The sequence below is a fragment of the Cryobacterium sp. genome (assembly GCF_026786305.1).
GTDB lineage: Bacteria > Actinomycetota > Actinomycetes > Actinomycetales > Microbacteriaceae > Cryobacterium.
The window spans coordinates 1-17551 of record NZ_JAJAYI010000068.1 but is presented as its reverse complement, the minus strand read 5'-3'; the positions used below and the strand labels follow the sequence as shown (position 1 = coordinate 17551).

The following is a 17551-nucleotide window of genomic DNA, read 5'->3' as shown; positions in this document are numbered from 1 at the left end:
CACTGCCTCACTCCGGCCCTGACCCTGTTGCCGCCGCGATCGAGGCCGGTGACGACTATCGGTTCTCCGAACCAAAGGTGCTGCAGCGCGTCACGGCCCATCGCGCACCGGCCTGATGAACTGAACCTCGAGGTGGCCCGGCACCGGGCACGGTGAGTCCGTTGCAGCGCGAGAGGGGCTATCTGGCCCGCAACATCGCCGACGACGCGGTGGCGCTGCTGCTGGTCGTGGCGGTGCAGGCCGACCCGCCTTTTCATGAGGCTCGGTTCTTCGCGGTGGGGTTTGCAAGTGCCATCCTTCCGCTGGGACTTCCCGCCGCGGTGAACACGGCACTCACGCAGGCGGCGGGCGCGCTCGCGCAACAACGCCCCGGTCAAGCGGCTCAGTGCGGTCGAGACCCTCGGCGCCACCGAGGGCGAGGGCATCCGCTCCCGCCCGGGTTGCGATTCAGCCGACCAGAGACCTCACACGGTCGGGCTGGCGACCAGCTGGCGTGTGGCGATGATCGCCGCGGCAACGTCCTGCCCGACCCGGATGGCGCCGTCAACGTGCTGGTATCCCTTGCCGGCAATGTCGCTGCACGAGAAGGAGATCGGGCCGACGGGGCTGCGTAGTTCGGCACCGTACCGAACGAGTCCGCCCATGTCGAAGCTGGCCGCGTAGGCGCCGCGGGTCCATTCTTCGGAACCCCAGTCGCTTTCGTAGTAAACAACCGGGTGCAGCGCCTGCTCGCCGTAGTAGTGCGACAGTGACTCGAGGACACGCGCCTTGCGCTCGTCGGCGCTCAGCGCGAAGACGGCATCCGCTTCTTCGTCGGAGACGAAACCAACGAGGGTGCCGCGCGGGTCGTTGAAGTTGGTGTTGTCGTAGGCCTCATGAATGAGCTCGTAGGGGCTGAACGCGGTGCCCGAGAGGTCGTCGGCACGCCAGAACGGTGTCTCGTAGACGGCGTGCACCTTGATCACACAGCCCATCGAGAGGTGCTGGTGCAGCTGTTGCTGGCGTCGCGGCAAGGCTGGCACGAAGCTGATACGGCTGATCAGCGGCGGCGGAACGGCCACGATGGCGTGTCGGGCGGTCACCGTCATGCCGTCGGCGACGACCGTGACGTCCCCGTCGCTCCAGGCCAGGCTGCGCACCGGCTGCGCGAGGTAGACGTCGCCGCCGAGTTTCTCGGCCAGTAACAGCGGCACCTGCGCCAGCCCGCCGACAACACGCTCGTCGAGAATGAAATCTGCGTCGACGAGATTGCTGAACGACCCGGCACTGGCAGCCATGAGCAGAGCTTGCAACGCCGAGAAGGCGTGGGCGGGCTTGGTGAGCATGGCCCCGGCGATGAACATGCCGATGTTGTCGCGAGCTTCCTGGTCATCGGTCTGCTTCTCGAGCCAGCGGCTGAATGACACCTCGTCGAGTTCTTTGGCGAGCGGATGCTCCCACGGGCTATCCGGGTTGATTTCAGCCACGAGGGCGTCGAGTTTGTCGATCAGGCCGACGATCTGCGCCTCGGTCCGGGCCGGTACCGGAAAGATGTCTCCGTCGAACCGGCTGACCACGCCGGCACTGTTGATGTAGACGTTTCGACCGGCCCGGTAGCGCGGATAGGTGGCCAGGCCTAACTCGGCCAGCGTGCCTTTGAGTGCGTGCTGGTCGGGCGAGACCCACTGGCCGCCGATCTCGAGCATGGCTCCCTCGATCCGGTCGGTCAACAGGCGCCCGCCGACGCGGTCGCGGGCTTCGAGCACGGCAACGCTGAGGCCGGCTTTCTGCAGCGTGGTCGCGGCGGTGAGACCCGATGCCCCGGCGCCGATAATAACGACGTCACGATCGATCGTGGTCATGGTTGCTCCTGTATTGTCTGGCGGGTTAGGATCCGGGAATGAGGGTGTACTTGATCGAGAGGTATTCGTTGATGCCTTCAAGGCCGCCCTCACGACCGAGCCCGGACTGTTTGACACCGCCAAATGGTGCTGCGGCGTTCGATACGAGACCCGTGTTGAGGCCCATCATTCCGGTGTCGATACTGTCGATCATACGGTGCCCACGGGTCATATCGTTGGTAAAAATATAGCCGATCAGTCCATATTCGGTGTCATTTGCCAATTCAATGGCCTCTTCATCTGTTTCGAAGGTGGTGATTCCGACGACCGGGCCGAAGATCTCTTCCCGCACCATGCGACTGTCGGCACTTACGCCGGTCAGCACGGTGGGGGCGTAGAACGAGCCGGGCCCGTCGGGTCGAATGCCGCCGGTGAGCAGCGTGGCGCCGCGCGAGAGGGCGTCCTGCACGAGGGCAACGATGTTGTCGACGGCCGCGTCGGTCACGAGCGGCCCGAGATTCACTCTTGGGTCGGTGCCGGGTCCCTGCACGAGGGCGTTGACCCGGTCGGTCAGCTGACGGCTGAAGTCCTCGGCGATCGATGCGTGAACGATGAACCGATTGGCTGCCGTGCAGGCCTGGCCGGTGTTGCGAAACTTCGCGAGCATGGCGCCGGTGACGGCCTTCTCGATATCTGCATCGGCGAAGACGAGGAACGGGGCGTTGCCGCCGAGTTCCATTGACGTGCGCAACACGTTCTGGGCCGCCTGGGCGATGAGCGCTCGCCCGACAACCGTGGATCCGGTGAAACTGAGCTTGCGCAACCGGGGGTCGGCGATGATCGGGGCCGACACCGCTTGCGACTGCGTCGTCGTGATCACGTTGACGACGCCGGCCGGCACGCCGGCATCCTCGAGCAGCTGCACAAACAACAGTGTGGTCAGCGGAGTGAGTTCGGCGGGCTTGACGACGACCGTGCAGCCCGCTGCGAGCGCCGGGGCGATCTTGCGGGTGGCCATGGCGAGGGGAAAGTTCCACGGCGTGATCAGGTAGCACGGGCCGACCGGTCGATGGGTGACCACCATCGTGCCGGTACCCTCCGGGTTGGCACCGTATCGACCGCTGATGCGCACGGCTTCCTCGCTGAACCAGCGCAAGAATTCGCCGCCGTAGGTGACTTCCCCGTTGGCTTCAGCGATCGGTTTGCCCATTTCGAGAGTCATGAGCAAGGCGAAATCTTCGCGACGCTCCTGCAGCAGGTCAAATGCTCGGCGCAGTATCTCGCCACGCGCGCGAGCCGGGGTGGCCGCCCAGGAGACCGCGGCCGCAACGGCCGCATCGAGCGCGCGGGCGCCATCAGCGGCGGATGCGTTCTGAATTCGTTTGAGAACACGCCCGGTCGCCGGGTCGGTCACCACGATGGGTTCCCCGGTGCCATTTTGCCACTGCCCATTGATGTAGAGCTGGTCGGGTATGCGGGCGAGCAACGCAGTGCTGCGTTCCTTGACGGAGAAGGCAACGGCGCCCTCCAGCAGGACGCTCATGCGGCGGCCAGGCCGTCGGCCAAAACCTGCAGGCCCTCGAGCAGCAGGTGGTCCGGAATGCTGAGCGGTGGCAGAAAGCGTATGACGTTACCGTATGTCCCGCAGCCCAGCAGGATCACGCCCTGCGCGTGGGCGGCTGCGATGACCCGACCGGTCAGTGCGGCGTCTGGTTCCCCCGTGGCGGGGTCGACGAGCTCGATGGCCATCATGGCGCCGCGGCCGCGCACCTCGCCGATGCGGGGGTCGGACGCGGCGAGCGCACCGAGGCGCTTGCCCATGATCGTTCCGATGGTGGCGGCCCGTTCGACCAGGTGCTCAGCTTCATACGTGTCGATGGTGGCAAGCGCGGCGGCGCAGGCAAGCGGGTTACCGCCGTAGGTGCCACCGAGGCCACCGGCCTGCGGCGAGTCCATGATGTCGGCGCGTCCGGTGACGGCCGACAGGGGCAGTCCGCCGGCGATGCCCTTGGCGGTGCAGATCATGTCGGGCACGATCCCCTCGTACTCGCAGGCGAACATGTGTCCTGTACGGGCGAAGCCGGTCTGGATTTCATCGGCGATGAACACAACCTCGTTGGCGCGGCACCAGGCAAGCAGGGTGGCGAGAAAGCCCCGGGCGGGAACGATGAAGCCGCCCTCGCCCTGAATGGGTTCGATGATGACGGCGGCAAGGTTGCTCGCCCCGATCTGCTTCTCGATCTGCGAGATGGCACGGTTCGCCGCCACGACGCCGTCGAGGCCGCCGTCTCGCAACGGGTACGACATGGGTGCCCGGTACACCTCGGGCGCAAAGGGACCGAAGCCATTCTTGTAGGGCTGGTTCTTGGCTGTCAGGCCCATGGTCAGGTTCGTGCGGCCATGGTATGCGTGGTCGAAGGCCACGATGGCCTGCTTGCCGGTGAAGTGGCGGGCAATCTTGACAGCGTTCTCCACCGATTCGGCGCCGGAGTTGAACAGCGCGCTGCGCTTCTCGTGGTCGCCGGGCGTGAGACGGTTCAGTGCTTCGGCCACCTCGATGTAGGAGTCGTAGGGCGCCACGGTGAAGCAGGTGTGAGTGAACTGGGCCAGTTGGGCAGCAACGGCCTCGACGATGCGCGGGGCGCTGTTGCCAACACCGGTGACGGCGATCCCCGACCCGAGGTCGATGAGCGAGTTGCCGTCGACGTCGACGAGCACGCCCCCACCGGCGGCCACCACGTACACCGGCAGCGAGATGCCGACGCCGGCCGAAACCGCCTGGGCTTTGCGTTCACTCAGCGCACGCGATTTCGGCCCGGGGATGTTCGTGACCAGCGTGCGTTCCTGTGCCAGGGTAGGGCCGCCAAGCGGCGTGCCGGTGAGACGAGGAGTGTCTACAAGTGTCATAAGAGTGTCCGATCCAAAAAAAACGGCGGTATCGCGGCCACGATGCCAGTTCGGTAAGGCTAGACAGATGGGAGTTTCGATGACATGTCCCAGCTGTATAGTTGAATGACTAACTCTCGCCAACTCGTATAAGGCATCATGCTTCCCACCCTGCGCAGGCTCGTCGCCCACCCGAACCTCGGACTCACGGTGCTCGGCGACGCCGACCCGGCCGCGCTCGAGACGATGCTCGATAAAGCCGTCGACTGGGTGCACAGCTCCGACCTGGTCGATCCGACCCCGTTCCTGTCAGCCGACCAGGTACTGCTCACGACCGGTACACAGTTCGGCAGCGACCTGACAGCGCCCGCAGACTACCGCTCCTATATAGAGCGCCTGCAGGAGCGGGGCATCACGGCGCTCGGTTTTGGCACCGAGGTCATTAGGGACGGCACGCCCGACGGGCTGATCGCGGCCTGCCGCTCGATCGGGCTGCCGCTGTTTGAGGTTCCCTATCGCACTCCGTTCATTGCCGTGGCCCGGGCGGCCGCCGACCTGGTGGCCGAGGATCGGTATGCGCGCGCTACCTGGGCACTGCGGGCACAGCGTGCCATCGCGCTCGCCGCGCTCCGACCCGACGGTTTGAGTGCGACACTCGCCGAGCTGTCGGCCCAGCTCGGCCACTGGGTCGCGCTGTTCGACGCGAGCGGCACACTCGACCGGGTGTTTCCCCGCGCCACGTTCACCGCTGCCCCCGAAGCTCTTGCCACCGTTCAGCACGAGGCCCGGCGTTTGCTCGCCCGCGGGCAGCGTTCCAGCAGCGCAGTTAACGCGAATGGAGAGACCCTCACCCTGCAAACCCTCGGTGGCCACGACCGCCTGCGCGGTGTGCTCGCCCTCGGCGGTCCGCGAGCGCTCGACCGGGCCAGCACCGAAGTCGTCACGAGCGTTATCGCACTTGCCGGGTTGGCCCTGGAGCAGAACAACGCGCTCGATCGCGCTCAGGGATTGCTGCGCTCCGGCCTGATGCACACCCTGCTCGGGGGTGACCAGAAACTCGTCGATCAGATCTCCCGGCAGATGTGGGGTGCGCTCCCCGTTGCACCGGTGCTGGTCGCGGTCGTCGATGCGCCGGCTCTCCGCCGCGACGCGATCACCGAGTATCTGGAGCTACGCGTCGAGGACTCCCCCGGCCAGCTGTTCTTCGCCCGCCAGGACGACACCATCGTGCTGTGTCTGGACCGGGCGGCCCACGGCATCCTGGCAAATCTGTGCGCCTTGTTTGAGTTGCACGCCGGACTGTCTGAGCCGACCACCTATCGACAGCTGCCCCGCGCGCTCGATCAAGGCCAGCAGGCGCTGGCCCGGGCGCGGGAGAGCGCACCGGGCGTGACCGAGTTCAGTGTTGTCGCCCGCCAGGGTGTGCTGGCACTGCTGGCAAGAACCGATGCCCGCGAGGTCGGCCTGGCAACACTCGCACCGGTTCTGGCACACGATCGGGCGCACAACACCGAGCTTCTGAGCACCCTGCGGGTCTGGCTGCTCTGCAATGGGCATTTCGGCGAAGCCGCCACCCAGCTCGGGGTGCATCGCCACACGGTGCGCAGCCGCATTCAGCAGGCGGAACAACTGCTGTACCGCGATCTGGGGTCGTTTCCGGCGCGCGCGGATGTCTGGGCGGCGCTGCTCGCGACCGACACCGCCGGTCTGTAGCCGGCTAGGCCTTGAGGGTCCACGGCTTGCGCCGCACCAGAACATGGCCGCGACTCGTGCTGAGGCGGGTCCACAGCCCCGACTCGAAGAGCTGCACCGGTTCGTCTTCGGCGAGAAACCCCAGGCTGAACGCGGCAAAACCGGCGCCGGTCGGCACGAACTCGAGGCCGTCGACGTGACGGCCCCAGACCTCGGACCGCACGCGTTCGACGATCAGCTCTCCAGTGCCCTCCGGCAGGGCGGCGGCGACCTCGTCGATACCGGTCCGAGCGGCCGCTTCGAGGTGCGCTGCTGGCGTCTGGCCGTGCGGTTCCCAGCCGCCCTTCGGCGGTGAGATACCGGCCCAGGTGACGGTGTTCACCTCGAGGGGAACGGTCACGATGACCGGCCGGGTCAGATCAGGCGCGGTGGATTCGAGGCGTTTGAGGCGTTCCAGCAGGGACCGCACCGGCACGACCTTGTCGAGGTCAACCGGCTCCTGCAGGGAGAAGGTGCGCAGGCCGAGCACGGTCGGACTCGCGTCGAGCAGACCACGCGGATAGAAGATGGCGGTGTACACCGCAAGAACGCCCTCGGACGCCATGAGGCGCACGGAACCGTCGAGAACACGCCCGGAACGTGAGAGAAACACGATCAGGTCGCTGAGGGACTGGGAATCGGTAAGAGTAAATGACTGGCTCATCATCTCCTAAACTACCAAGATACGAAACACCCGCATGCCGCGGTCGCGAACTTGCCCGAGGAGACAGCATGCACAAGCCGATGGAAGGCCTTCTGGCCGTCCTCGATCTGACGGACACCGGTGCCCGCACCAACGAGGACATCTTCACCGGTCCGTCCCAGTGGATGCCGCTCGGCCGCGTGTTCGGGGGGCAGGTGCTGGCCCAGTCGCTCGTCGCCGCGATGCGTACCGTGCCCGACGAACGGCACGTGCACTCGATGCACGGCTATTTTCTGCGCCCCGGCGACGTCAACCAGCCGATCACCTTTTCGGTCGAGCGCATTCACGATGGTCGCTCGTTCTCCACCCGCCGCACGCAGTGCTACCAGGACGGCGTGCCGATCCTGTCGATGATCGCGTCCTTCCAGGACACCGACGAGGGTCTGGAACACCATCTGGAAATGCCGACGGATATCCCCGATCCGGAAGGCCTGCCGACGGCATCCGCCTCGCTTGCGCACATCGACCATTCGGTGGCGCGCTATTGGGCGAGCGAGCGCCCCTTTGACATGCGGCATGTTCCCTCACCGATCTATCTCAAGGTCAACGGTGAACACACCTCCCGCCAAATGGTGTGGATGAAGACCTTCTCTGCGCTGCCCGACGACCCCGACCTGCACCGCGCGGCGTTGGCCTATGCCAGCGACTACTCGATCATGGAACCGATCATGCGTCGGCACGGCGTCGCCTGGTCCTCTCCCGGCCTCAAGGTCGCGAGCCTGGACCACGCCATGTGGTGGCACCGCTTCGGTCGGGTCGACGAATGGCTGCTCTACGTGCAGGATTCCCCGAGCGCGCAGGGCGGTCGCGGTCTGGCCACGGGCAGCATCTTCAGTCGCGAGGGCGTACTTCTGGCCACCGTGGCGCAGGAAGGCATGCTGCGCGTCCCCATCGTTCTGGAGTAGCGCGCCAGCTACCAGCTCGGTCTGGACTTTAAGAGCACGCGTTCGTCGGGCATCCACCGAATATCAACCCTCGCAATGTCATTTTCGGCCACGGTCGTCGTGCCGGCCGCGCTGATTGTGGTGCCGGGCCCGAAGATCCAGCCGGCGACGATTGTCTCGCGGCCGGCCCGGTCGGTCACGAACAGGGCATAGGGCTGCGCACCGAAGTCAGCACTGTTGTGCGCATAGCTGCAGTTCGCGTCGATGCGGGTACCCCAGTCTTCCCCGGTGAGGCGGAATGTGGCTTTGAGTGGGCTGGGTACCATCGCGGTCATGGCCACGGCCGGTTCGCCTGCCCCGATGCCGGGCTGCTCGAGCCAGCCAGGCAGGACCAGTGCAGCGGATGCAGCGACCGCGGCGGCCACGACCACGCCTCCGGCGACCAGCAGGCGGGCCCGCCGAGAGCGACGAAGCGGTATCCGATGTCGAATCGGCGGAAAGGCCGAGCAGTAAGGCCTGTTCGCTCGGTACCTGGGCGAGCAGCCCGGGCAGACCCACGAGGTGCGCGACCGCCTGGCTGCAGCCGGCGCAGTCATTATTCGTTCGTAGTCATGGCGGTCCCCCGATACCAGGGCGCCGAGCACGTTGGCTCCATCCCACTCGCTGTACCGATCCGCTGGAGGGTTCCTCGCTCCGTCACTCCTCACTCCGTCGCTCCTCGCTCGTGCAGTGCGAGTCGCCGGGCTCGCAGGCCATAGTGCAGCCTCGATTTCACGGTGCCTTCGGGAATGACGAGGTCCCGCGCGGTTTCGGCCACCGACTGGCCCCGAAAATACGCACAGACGATGACCGCCCGGTGGTTGGGTGAGAGGTCATGGCGTGCGTCCGAGACCAGCCAGGCGTCCAGCAGCGCGTCGGTCTGGTCGCCGGTGGGCACGTCGGGTAGCTGATCTGTCACAATCTCATGCCGGGTCCTGGCCGAGCGCCGATCGTCGATCACGAGGTTGCGGGCCACCGTGAACAGCTAGGCCGCCACATCGGTCTGATCGACTGGTCGGGGCCGTAGCCGGGCACGCAGTAACGTTTCTTGCACGACATCGTCGGCGAGGGCAGAATAGTGGGTCACCCGTACCACGTAGTGCTACAGAAGTGATCCGTGTTCGTCATGGAGGGCCGGTAACAGTTCAGCGCGCTCAACCGTCATGGCCTACCTCCCCTGCTGACACGGTTACTGTGCGATTAAAGTTTAATTGCAGCGCTAATGTAGTGAACAAAATCGCCAGTCACTTCGTTATCAGCTGAAGCAGCAGCGATTTACCCGCGAACTCGTGTATTGAGGAGCACCATGACACCGGAACTCAACCTGACCCGTCGCAACATCATCGTGGCCGGAGGAAGCGCTGCTACAGCCGTGGCCTTGGCCGCCTGCAGCAGCACGCCGGACGCTGGCACCACCGATCCGAGTCGGTCGGGCACCGATTCCGGCTCGCCGACCACGGCAACCCAGATCGCCAAGCTCTCCGACGTCCCGGTTGGCGGCGGCATCGCGGTCACGCTGGATGGACAAGCAATTCTGCTCGCCCAACCGACATCCGGCACGGTCGTTGCTTTCAGCGCAATCTGCCCCCACCAGGGCTGCAAAGTGAAGCCGGCGGCGACCGAATTCGATTGCCCCTGTCACCAATCGCGGTTTGACTTCGCGACCGGGAATGTACTCGGCGGTCCGGCGCCGCGGGGGCTCGACACGGTGACCGTCACGGTCGACGGCAACGCCGTCATGTCTGGTTGACGACAAGCCTGACCAGTCGCCAGCGGGTCCTCAGCGCCGGGAAAACTCTACCGGGGCGTCGAGGTACGGCGCCCAGGCCGCGCGTTCGGTGTCGTTGATGCGACGCGGACGCTCGCTCGCAGCGTCGACGAGCACAATCGTGGTGTTCGCCCGCGCATACAACACCTCGGGTGAGACCCCTTCGGGGCTGCACACCTCGTAACACACCTCGAGGCTGGCCCCACCGAGCTTGCCGAGCCACAGTCGCACGTCCAGCGGCTGGCGCAGGTACGGCACCGGCGCCAGGTACTCGATCTCCTGCCGCGCTATCAGCGTCAGGGTCGCAGCTCCCGGTCGACCGTCGAGCACGGCCGTGCTCGCGCCGATCGCCCCGTCGTCGGTCGCCCAAAAAGCCAGGATGCGCGCCTCCTCGAGTAGGCGCAGCATCTCGGAATTGTTCACGTGACCGTACGCATCGAGGTCGGACCAACGCAGGCGAATCGGTACGTGCAGCTTCATAAGGTCTCCCGGTCTGTCTTAATCGCGGGTGAGCTTGCGGTAGGCGGAGCGGTGCGGCTTGGCCGCATCCGGGCCGAGCCGCTCGATCTTGTTCTGCTCGTACGACTCGAAGTTGCCCTCGAACCAGTACCAGTTGGCCGGGTTGTCGTCGGTTCCCTCATACGAGAGAATATGCGTGGCAACCCGGTCGAGGAACCACCGGTCGTGAGTGATCACCACGGCGCAACCGGGGAACTCGAGCAATGCGTTCTCAAGCGAACCGAGGGTCTCGACGTCGAGGTCGTTGGTGGGCTCGTCGAGGAGCAGCAGGTTGCCGCCCTGTTTGAGGGTGAGCGCCAGGTTCAGGCGGTTGCGCTCACCACCGGAGAGTACACCGGCCTTCTTCTGCTGGTCGGGGCCCTTGAAGCCGAAAGTCGACACGTAGGCGCGCGAGGGGATCTCGATCTTGCCGACCTGGATGTAGTCCTGGCCGTCGGAGACGACCTCCCACAGCGTCTTGTTCGGGTCGATGCCGCCACGGTCCTGATCGACGTAGGAGATGTCGACCGTTTCGCCGATCTTCAGCTCGCCGCCGTCGAGCGGTTCCTTGCCGACGATGGTCTTGAACAGGGTGGTCTTTCCCACTCCGTTCGGGCCGATGATGCCGACGATGCCGTTGCGCGGCAGGGTGAAGCTGAGGTTGTCGATGAGCATGCGCCCGTCGAAGCCCTTCTCCAGCTTGGTCGCGTCGATCACCTGGGCGCCGAGGCGCGGGCCGACCGGAATCACGATTTCTTCGAAGTCGAGTTTGCGGGTGCTTTCGGCGGCGGTGACCATCTCTTCGTAGCGAGCCAGGCGGGCCTTCGACTTCACCTGACGGCCCTTGGCGTTGGAGCGTACCCACTCGAGTTCGTCGGCGAGACGACGCGACAGCTTCGCATCCTTCTTGCCCTGCACGAGAAGGCGCTCCTGCTTCTTCTCGAGGTAGGTCGAATAGTTGCCCTCGTACGGGTACAGGTGTCCGCGGTCGATCTCTGCGATCCACTCGGCCACGTGGTCGAGGAAGTACCGGTCGTGCGTCACGGCGAGCACAGCGCCCGGGTACTTGGCGAGGTGCTGCTCGAGCCAGAGCACGCTCTCCGCGTCGAGGTGGTTAGTGGGCTCGTCGAGAAGCAGCAGGTCGGGCTTCTGCAGCAACAGTTTGGTCAGCGCCACCCGGCGCTTCTCACCGCCCGACAGGTTGGAGACTTCGGAGTCGCCCGGCGGAGTGCGCAGGGCGTCCATGGCCTGTTCGAGCTGGGAATCGAGATCCCAGGCATCCGCTGCATCGATGGCTTCCTGCAGTACGCCCATTTCCGCGAGCAGGGTATCGAAGTCGGCATCGGGTTCGCCGAGGGCGAGGCTGATCTCGTTGAAACGGTCGACCTTGGCCTTGATCGGCCCGACACCCTCCTGCACGTTCTCCAGCACGGTCTTGCCCTCGTCGAGCTGCGGCTCCTGCATGAGGATTCCGACGGTGTAACCCGGGGAGAGTCTCGCCTCACCATTGCTCGGGGTGTCCAGGCCCGCCATGATCTTCAGGATGGTGGATTTTCCGGCACCGTTCGGGCCGACCACACCGATCTTGGCGCCGGGAAAGAAGGACATGGTGACGTCGTCAAGAATCAGCTTTTCGCCGATCGCCTTGCGAGCGCGGACCATTGAGTAAATAAATTCGGCCATAGTGGTTACCAGTCTATTTGCCGGGTGGACCCGACAAGACACAATCCGGTCGACAGAATGGGCGCGACCACGCTGTGGAAGCCGTCGCTAGCCGGCCCAATCTGGCCGATCAGGCATTCGTTGGCGAAACGCAGCGAGAACTGGACCGAGTCCGCGGCGAGATCAGCCTGGGTGCGGTCGAAGGTCACTTCCATGGCGTTTCGGTCGAACCCGCCGGCCACGAGCGCGTCGATGTAGGCGCGTCCGTCGGCGGCAGGGTTCGCCTTGGTGACGGCGGCGGCGAGAAAGTTGAAATAGACGAGGTTTTCGGCGGCGGTTCCGGTCGGCAACAGGGTCGGGTCGGGCTCCGGTATGCTCGAGGGCTCCGGTGTGGGCGAGGGCTCCGGTATGGGCGAGGCGTCTGGTGTAGACGAAGTGGACGGCGCCGTCCCGCTGGCGGCGGGCTCGGCCGGGCCGCCGGTGCACGCGGTCAGGCTGAGACCGAGGATCAGCACCGCGCCCACCGCACCCACGGTGAACCACGAACAGCGGGCGCGCCGTTTTACCGTACTCGCGTTCATATTCTGCCGTGCTGCTTCTGCCACGCTCACGAACTGCCTCCCCCAGTCCACACGCGTGGACAATATTACGAGTCTAAACGCGCATACTCGTCCCGATCTGCGTCGGTGTCGATCGGAACAAAGCCGTCTCCGGAACGGTCGGTGTGCGCCCGCTCCGCCTCATCTGCGGTGGCCGATTCGACGGATTCCGCGGATTCCGCGGATTCGACCGGTTCCGGCCCGGTCTGCCCAGCACCCGCAGGGTCCGGCGCACCACTCCGCACCGACGTCGTGGTGTACCAGGTCAAATCGTGGCCGACGGAGTCAGCAACAATTTCAACGTCCGTTCCAGAGCGTTCTGCGTTGGTCCAGCTGCGAATGATCAACCGTCCCGACACGATGACATGCTCGCCCTTGCTGAGGGATTGAGCCGCATTCGTGGCCAGCTGGCGAAACATCGCGACGGAGTACCAGCTGGTGTCGTCGTCGACCCAGTCGTTCTTGGCCCGGTCAAAATGACGTTGGCGGGCGGCCAGCCGAAAAGACGTGATCGGAGCTCCGTTTTTGGCGAAGGTCCGGCGGGGGACGGTACCGATGATTCCGGATACCGTGATGTGCTCGCTCATAGTTTCTCCCGGCACGGTTATCGCGTAAACACGATCGCGCAAGCGCCGAACAAACAGTCGGCGCACACGCCCCGGGAACGGCAACTCGTGCCAGTCTTCGCCGTTCCCGGGTCGCACACTGCGAGTGTGCCGCCCGAAACGACCTCTCGGTTGAAGCCATCCCAATCAGTGGAGAATCCCGCAGCCGAGCGACTGTGGAGGAGAAACTAGCTCACGAGGTAGTGGGAGTACGACTTGCGAATCTTATTGACCTTCGGCACGGCGACCGCCATGCAGTAACCCTGACCGGGATGCTTATTGAAGAAGTCCTGGTGGTACTTTTCGGCCTCGTGATAGTCGCCGAGCGGCTCGATGGTGGTCGTGATGGCGGAGCCCCACCACTCGTTCGCCCGATCGCGGGCGGTTTCAAACAGCTGCTTCTGCTCGTCGTCGGTGAAGAACATCGCCGACCGGTATTGGGTACCGACGTCGTTGCCCTGGCGGTTGAGCTGGGTCGGGTCATGCAGCGTGAAGAACACGTCGAGAATAACACTCGCCGGAATGACGTCGGGGTCAAAGGTCACCGCGACGGCCTCGGCGTGACCGGTGCGCCCGCTGCAGACCGCTTCGTAGGTCGGGTTGGCGGTTGTACCGCCGGTGTACCCCGACACGACATCGCTCACTCCGCGCAGCACCCGATACACGGCATCGAGACACCAGAAACATCCACCTGCGACCACGAAAGTTTGCACCGGGCCAGCCTAACTGGTCGGTCGCTGCGGCCACAGGTCGAAGCGGCACTCGCGGAGCGCGTTCGCCCGAAGCGGATGTCAGTGGTCGCCCATACGGTGAAAGAAACACCCGCGGCCGGCTGAGTCGCCACCACGAAGGAGCACGTATGACCACTCTCAGCGCACCGATTGCTCACGCAGTAGTTCCCGAAGTTCGTGGCCGCAGTTTCATTCTCGTGCGCGACGGGCTGTGGCGCATCGTCGATCCGGCTGGCGCCGTCATCGGCTATCTCGAACGCCATGCCGGCGTCGACGGCGACCGATTCAGCGCCAGACGCGTGGTTTTCGCGACCCGCACCCGAGACCTCGGCGTCTTCTGTCGCATCGACGACGCGGTTGACTGTTTTCGCTAGAGCGTCATCTACTAGAGCGACATGTAATAGTGGCAACTGCGCGGGGGCACGCCGCGGCTGGTCCCCGCGAACAGGGTTCGACGCGGATAAAATCCACCACATGGAATGGTGGAATAGCTTCGTAGCCTGGTTTACCGATGTCAGCACCCAACCGATGGTTTTCACCGCGGTCGTGTTCATCGGCGCGATCGTCATTGCCAGCGTGCTGGCGGCGTTGATCTCCCGCGGGGCCGTCAAACGGCTCCTCACCCAGCGGGATCGTGAGATCAAGGTCGCCGCGATCTCGACCCTTATCGATGCCGCCACCGAAGCATCCGTCTGGAATTCTTTGACACCGCAGGAGCAGGTCATGAGTGACCGGGCGGTTGGCCAGGCCGACATTCAGGTGCGGTTGCTGCCGATCCGCGGATCGGGAATCGCCGCGAACTGGGCCGCCCACGAGCTCTATGAGCTCAAGCGCACCTCCGCCACCTTCGGGTACCAGCTGGAGCCGGCCCTGGTCGAGTTTCGTGACCGCTTGGTGGACTGGCAGAACAAGCCGGCCCGAGCACGCAAGATTTTTCAGAGCGATCTGGACCGCTGGAAGGCGCAGAACTCCTCCACCGAGAAGAGCCTGCTCGCTGAACAGGAAGCCTGGGTGGCCCAGCAGCACCACGACCAGTACAGCGCGACCGATTTCGCGCCGGCTCCGCTGCGGGCCGCGCCGCTCACGCCTGCGGCCGTCAACCGCACCCCGGCATCCGTTTCGACAACATCGCCATCAAGCGCGTCGCCGTCTACCGAGACCCAGCGCCTGCTCGACGACGTGAACAAGCTCGAGGTGCGCAGCACAGACCCGCTCACGCGGTCGTCGGCGGCCCCGACGCTCTAGAGGCAGCTCGACACGCTGGATGGTGTCGACATCACTGCCACCACTCGTCGAACAGCGAGGCGGGTACCCGCCGCTTATGCTCGGTGCTGAGGTAGCGCGTTTCGATCGCCGCGGCGACCTCGTCCTCGACCGGTTGGCCCTCGAGATAGTCGTCAATGTTCTCATACTGCAGGCCGAGATTGGCCTCATCGGTCTGGCCGGGAGTGTGGTCGAGCAGGTCAGCCGTGGGGTCTTTCAGATAGAGCTGTTCGGGCGCGCCCAGCTCCGTCAGCAGGGCGCGGCCCTGACGCTTGGTCAAACCAGTCAGCGGCAGAATGTCCGTGCCGCCGTCGCCGTACTTGGTGAAGAATCCGGTGACCGCTTCGGCGGCATGGTCGGTACCAACCACGAGCAGACCGAGCTGGCCTGCCAGCGCATACTGGGCGATCATGCGGGAGCGCGCCTTGACGTTGCCCTTGGTGAAGTCGGTCATCGCAACGTCGAGGCTCGCCAGGAACTCGCTCTCGAACCCGTCGACGGCGAGTTCGATATTGAAGGTGGCCTGCGATCGCGGGCGGATGAATTCCAACGCGAGTCGGGCATCTGCTTCGTCGCGCTGCACCGCGTAGGGTAGGCGCACGGCCACGAAGGTCGCCGGGTGGCCCTCGTCGACGAGTTCGTCGACTGCCAGTGCGCAGAGCCGGCCGGCGAGGGTGGAGTCCTGGCCTCCGCTGATGCCGAGCACGAGTCCCTGGGCGCCCGTGTCCTTGAGGTATTCCTTGAGAAACTTCACCCGGCGACGCACTTCTGAGGCAGGGTCAATGGTGGGTGAGACGTTGAGTTCCGCGATGATTCGCGCCTGAAGTTCTCGCATACTTGAATCTAGCAATCCTCGACAATTCGCGCAGCGACCGCACCCGAAAAAACGCCCAGAACAGGCCAACCACGCCTGGTCATCGACGAGCGCTCAAGGCACGCCGCACTCCGGCGCCCCGCACTCCGGCACCCCGCCGAAGCGAGAAACGATTCTCTCGCGGTGCCCTCGGTAGGAATCGAACCTACGACAATCGGATTGCGGCCGGCCCCTTTTGACCGAGCGACTCTCGTTCCGAAACCTAGACCAATCTCGTCTGATCTCAACCTGATCAGGAGTTCCCTGTGATATCTGCCACAATTCTATTTCGACACATCGGCGCGTCTCGGCCGGTCTCGACGTAATAAACGTTGAATAAACGTGCGCGCATCAAGTCCCAATGCTCGGCCCCAAACCCACGCGTTCGACATCTGATACCAAGCGCGAGCCGAACTCCTGGTCTCGGGCTGCACACCTGATGTGGTGACCGGCTCTGACTAGCACAGAGCTTCCGTACAACGGTCGCGACCGCGCTTGACCGATCTGGACAGGCGTCTAGGGAGATCGCGAAATCCGCCCACATCCAGAGTGTGGCAAGCCAAAGGCCAGTTACCCGACTGACCGTCGGTGAATCCGTTCGTCTCCCGCGTCCGGACGAGCTTGGAAAGACATCGCAATGCGCAGCTTCGCGACGTGGGCAGCGTTCCGAGCATCCTCGATTGTCAGCCTGTTCGTGGGCACGCGCCCAATGACCTCCTGCATCGCAAGCTGCACGACCAGTAATTCGACGGGCACACGAGGCTTTCCCCGATGAGTCCTAGCCTGGTTATCCATCTCCGCGTCGACGCGAAACCGCGCACTATTGCGGTGCGCATGGGTCACGACTGTTCTTATGAGTCCATCGAGCTGCCACAGCCGCTCTTTTCTCTGAACCTCCGCATTCGTACTCCGCACGGCCGCGGCGACGTCGCGGCTGGTCAGCAGGTCGACCCGCCGCATCCGCTCTGCAACGACCTCGGCAGCTCGGGCGTAGACGATGTCCTCCACCGACACCGACGGCAGCCCGATGCGGGCGCGCGACGATACATATGCCTCGGCGAACTCCTGCATGCGGGCGCCGTTCTTGAGAATCTGCTCGGTCAGTGATTCGGCGAAGACGGTGAACTGCAGCAGATGCTCGGGCCTCGACGGGTCATTGAAATACGCGTCGGCTTCGCGCTCGTTGGCCCGGCGCTCTGCCGCAGTCGTCGCGTGCAGAAGTTTCGGCGGGAGCCCGGCCCGACTGAGACTGCGCTTGAAGCGTCGCGCGGCAGCGTTGGCCTCTAGCTCGGACTGGTAGATCTCCGGATTGCTGCGCCGGGTGCGCTGCAGCTCGGCCCGGCGCTCCTTGTTGCGCTCGGCCCACTGCCGCGTGATCTGCTTCGTGCGCTCGGGATCCGCATCCCGCCTGGCCGAGGCCCGGGCATTCACCTCGTCGCGATGGGCCTCGTAGTAGCGGTTGTAGTACTCGCGTACCTTCTCGCGCTTCTCCGCCCCCCCCCCCGGCGG

General features: G+C 64.9%; 18 protein-coding genes. 5 read left to right on the top strand and 13 right to left on the bottom strand.

Features of this window, described 5'->3' with window-relative positions:
- Positions 1-464: 464 nt before the first annotated feature.
- Genes LH475_RS07785 through gabT form a run of 3 tightly spaced genes read right to left on the bottom strand, consistent with a single transcriptional unit; the run spans position 465 to position 4727 of the window.
- Positions 465-1841, bottom strand: a complete 1377-nt coding sequence (locus LH475_RS07785; RefSeq protein ID WP_196843976.1) for an NAD(P)/FAD-dependent oxidoreductase — start codon at positions 1839-1841, stop codon at positions 465-467.
- A 25-nt stretch (positions 1842-1866) separates the two neighbouring features.
- On the bottom strand, positions 1867-3363 hold the full coding sequence (locus LH475_RS07780; protein WP_297413261.1) for an NAD-dependent succinate-semialdehyde dehydrogenase: 1497 nt from the start codon (positions 3361-3363) through the stop codon (positions 1867-1869).
- Positions 3360-4727, bottom strand: a complete 1368-nt coding sequence (gabT, locus tag LH475_RS07775; RefSeq protein ID WP_196843978.1) for a 4-aminobutyrate--2-oxoglutarate transaminase — start codon at positions 4725-4727, stop codon at positions 3360-3362. The genes LH475_RS07780 and gabT overlap by 4 nt, the downstream gene beginning before the upstream one ends.
- Positions 4728-4865: 138 nt before the next feature.
- On the opposite strand from gabT, the gene LH475_RS07770 reads away from it, so the two are divergent.
- On the top strand, positions 4866-6419 hold the full coding sequence (locus LH475_RS07770) for a PucR family transcriptional regulator (protein ID WP_196843979.1): 1554 nt from the start codon (positions 4866-4868) through the stop codon (positions 6417-6419).
- Positions 6420-6423: 4 nt separating this feature from the next.
- Here LH475_RS07770 and LH475_RS07765 read toward each other — a convergent pair whose 3' ends face one another.
- Positions 6424-7101, bottom strand: coding sequence for a hypothetical protein (locus LH475_RS07765; RefSeq protein ID WP_196843980.1), 678 nt, complete (start codon positions 7099-7101; stop codon positions 6424-6426).
- 68 nt (positions 7102-7169) lie between these two features.
- On the opposite strand from LH475_RS07765, the gene LH475_RS07760 reads away from it, so the two are divergent.
- Positions 7170-8045, top strand: a complete 876-nt coding sequence (locus LH475_RS07760) for an acyl-CoA thioesterase II (protein WP_297413258.1) — start codon at positions 7170-7172, stop codon at positions 8043-8045.
- Between the two features lie 8 nt (positions 8046-8053).
- Here LH475_RS07760 and LH475_RS07755 read toward each other — a convergent pair whose 3' ends face one another.
- Both LH475_RS07755 and LH475_RS14550 read right to left on the bottom strand, forming a co-directional pair.
- On the bottom strand, positions 8054-8449 hold the full coding sequence (locus LH475_RS07755) for a hypothetical protein (protein ID WP_297413256.1): 396 nt from the start codon (positions 8447-8449) through the stop codon (positions 8054-8056).
- A gap of 278 nt (positions 8450-8727) precedes the next feature.
- Entirely contained in the window at positions 8728-8982 is a 255-nt protein-coding gene (locus LH475_RS14550; protein ID WP_366145591.1) for a sigma factor-like helix-turn-helix DNA-binding protein, read from the bottom strand.
- A 387-nt stretch (positions 8983-9369) separates the two neighbouring features.
- Here LH475_RS14550 and LH475_RS07745 point away from each other — a divergent pair, with 387 nt between their 5' ends.
- A complete protein-coding gene (locus tag LH475_RS07745) occupies positions 9370-9813 on the top strand; it encodes a Rieske (2Fe-2S) protein (protein WP_196843982.1) in 444 nt (147 codons plus the stop codon).
- Between the two features lie 30 nt (positions 9814-9843).
- Here LH475_RS07745 and LH475_RS07740 read toward each other — a convergent pair whose 3' ends face one another.
- From LH475_RS07740 to msrA, 5 genes are all read right to left on the bottom strand, one after another.
- Positions 9844-10311 carry a thioesterase family protein gene (locus LH475_RS07740; protein ID WP_196843983.1) on the bottom strand — a complete coding sequence of 156 codons (468 nt, stop codon included), beginning with the start codon at positions 10309-10311 and terminating at the stop codon, positions 9844-9846.
- An 18-nt stretch (positions 10312-10329) separates the two neighbouring features.
- Positions 10330-12012, bottom strand: a complete 1683-nt coding sequence (gene ettA / locus LH475_RS07735) for an energy-dependent translational throttle protein EttA (RefSeq protein WP_196843984.1) — start codon at positions 12010-12012, stop codon at positions 10330-10332.
- A gap of 5 nt (positions 12013-12017) precedes the next feature.
- Complete coding sequence (locus tag LH475_RS07730; RefSeq protein WP_297413253.1) at positions 12018-12602, bottom strand: hypothetical protein; 585 nt, start codon at positions 12600-12602, stop codon at positions 12018-12020.
- A gap of 35 nt (positions 12603-12637) precedes the next feature.
- Positions 12638-13177, bottom strand: coding sequence for a single-stranded DNA-binding protein (locus tag LH475_RS07725; RefSeq protein WP_297413251.1), 540 nt, complete (start codon positions 13175-13177; stop codon positions 12638-12640).
- Positions 13178-13383: 206 nt separating this feature from the next.
- Positions 13384-13908 (bottom strand): peptide-methionine (S)-S-oxide reductase MsrA, encoded by a 525-nt coding sequence (msrA, locus tag LH475_RS07720; protein ID WP_297413249.1) that lies wholly within the window; start codon positions 13906-13908, stop codon positions 13384-13386.
- A gap of 146 nt (positions 13909-14054) precedes the next feature.
- Here msrA and LH475_RS07715 point away from each other — a divergent pair, with 146 nt between their 5' ends.
- Together LH475_RS07715 and LH475_RS07710 are read left to right on the top strand one after the other, a co-directional pair.
- Positions 14055-14300 carry a DNA mismatch repair protein gene (locus LH475_RS07715; protein ID WP_196843988.1) on the top strand — a complete coding sequence of 82 codons (246 nt, stop codon included), beginning with the start codon at positions 14055-14057 and terminating at the stop codon, positions 14298-14300.
- 100 nt (positions 14301-14400) lie between these two features.
- Complete coding sequence (locus tag LH475_RS07710) at positions 14401-15171, top strand: hypothetical protein (RefSeq protein WP_196843989.1); 771 nt, start codon at positions 14401-14403, stop codon at positions 15169-15171.
- Positions 15172-15202: 31 nt separating this feature from the next.
- Here LH475_RS07710 and nadE read toward each other — a convergent pair whose 3' ends face one another.
- Together nadE and LH475_RS07700 are read right to left on the bottom strand one after the other, a co-directional pair.
- On the bottom strand, positions 15203-16024 hold the full coding sequence (gene nadE, locus LH475_RS07705) for an ammonia-dependent NAD(+) synthetase (protein WP_196843990.1): 822 nt from the start codon (positions 16022-16024) through the stop codon (positions 15203-15205).
- A 588-nt stretch (positions 16025-16612) separates the two neighbouring features.
- On the bottom strand, positions 16613-17551 hold a 939-nt coding region (locus tag LH475_RS07700; RefSeq protein WP_297413245.1), incomplete at its 5' end, for a hypothetical protein.

Coding starts and splice junctions, on each gene's coding strand:
- LH475_RS07785 (WP_196843976.1), bottom strand. CDS start 1,841: ATGACCACGATCGATCGTGACGTCGTTATTATCGGCGCCGGGGCATCG.
- LH475_RS07780 (WP_297413261.1), bottom strand. CDS start 3,363: ATGAGCGTCCTGCTGGAGGGCGCCGTTGCCTTCTCCGTCAAGGAACGC.
- gabT (WP_196843978.1), bottom strand. CDS start 4,727: ATGACACTTGTAGACACTCCTCGTCTCACCGGCACGCCGCTTGGCGGC.
- LH475_RS07770 (WP_196843979.1), top strand. CDS start 4,866: ATGCTTCCCACCCTGCGCAGGCTCGTCGCCCACCCGAACCTCGGACTC.
- LH475_RS07765 (WP_196843980.1), bottom strand. CDS start 7,101: ATGAGCCAGTCATTTACTCTTACCGATTCCCAGTCCCTCAGCGACCTG.
- LH475_RS07760 (WP_297413258.1), top strand. CDS start 7,170: ATGCACAAGCCGATGGAAGGCCTTCTGGCCGTCCTCGATCTGACGGAC.
- LH475_RS07745 (WP_196843982.1), top strand. CDS start 9,370: ATGACACCGGAACTCAACCTGACCCGTCGCAACATCATCGTGGCCGGA.
- LH475_RS07740 (WP_196843983.1), bottom strand. CDS start 10,311: ATGAAGCTGCACGTACCGATTCGCCTGCGTTGGTCCGACCTCGATGCG.
- ettA (WP_196843984.1), bottom strand. CDS start 12,012: ATGGCCGAATTTATTTACTCAATGGTCCGCGCTCGCAAGGCGATCGGC.
- LH475_RS07725 (WP_297413251.1), bottom strand. CDS start 13,177: ATGAGCGAGCACATCACGGTATCCGGAATCATCGGTACCGTCCCCCGC.
- LH475_RS07715 (WP_196843988.1), top strand. CDS start 14,055: ATGACCACTCTCAGCGCACCGATTGCTCACGCAGTAGTTCCCGAAGTT.
- LH475_RS07710 (WP_196843989.1), top strand. CDS start 14,401: ATGGAATGGTGGAATAGCTTCGTAGCCTGGTTTACCGATGTCAGCACC.
- nadE (WP_196843990.1), bottom strand. CDS start 16,024: ATGCGAGAACTTCAGGCGCGAATCATCGCGGAACTCAACGTCTCACCC.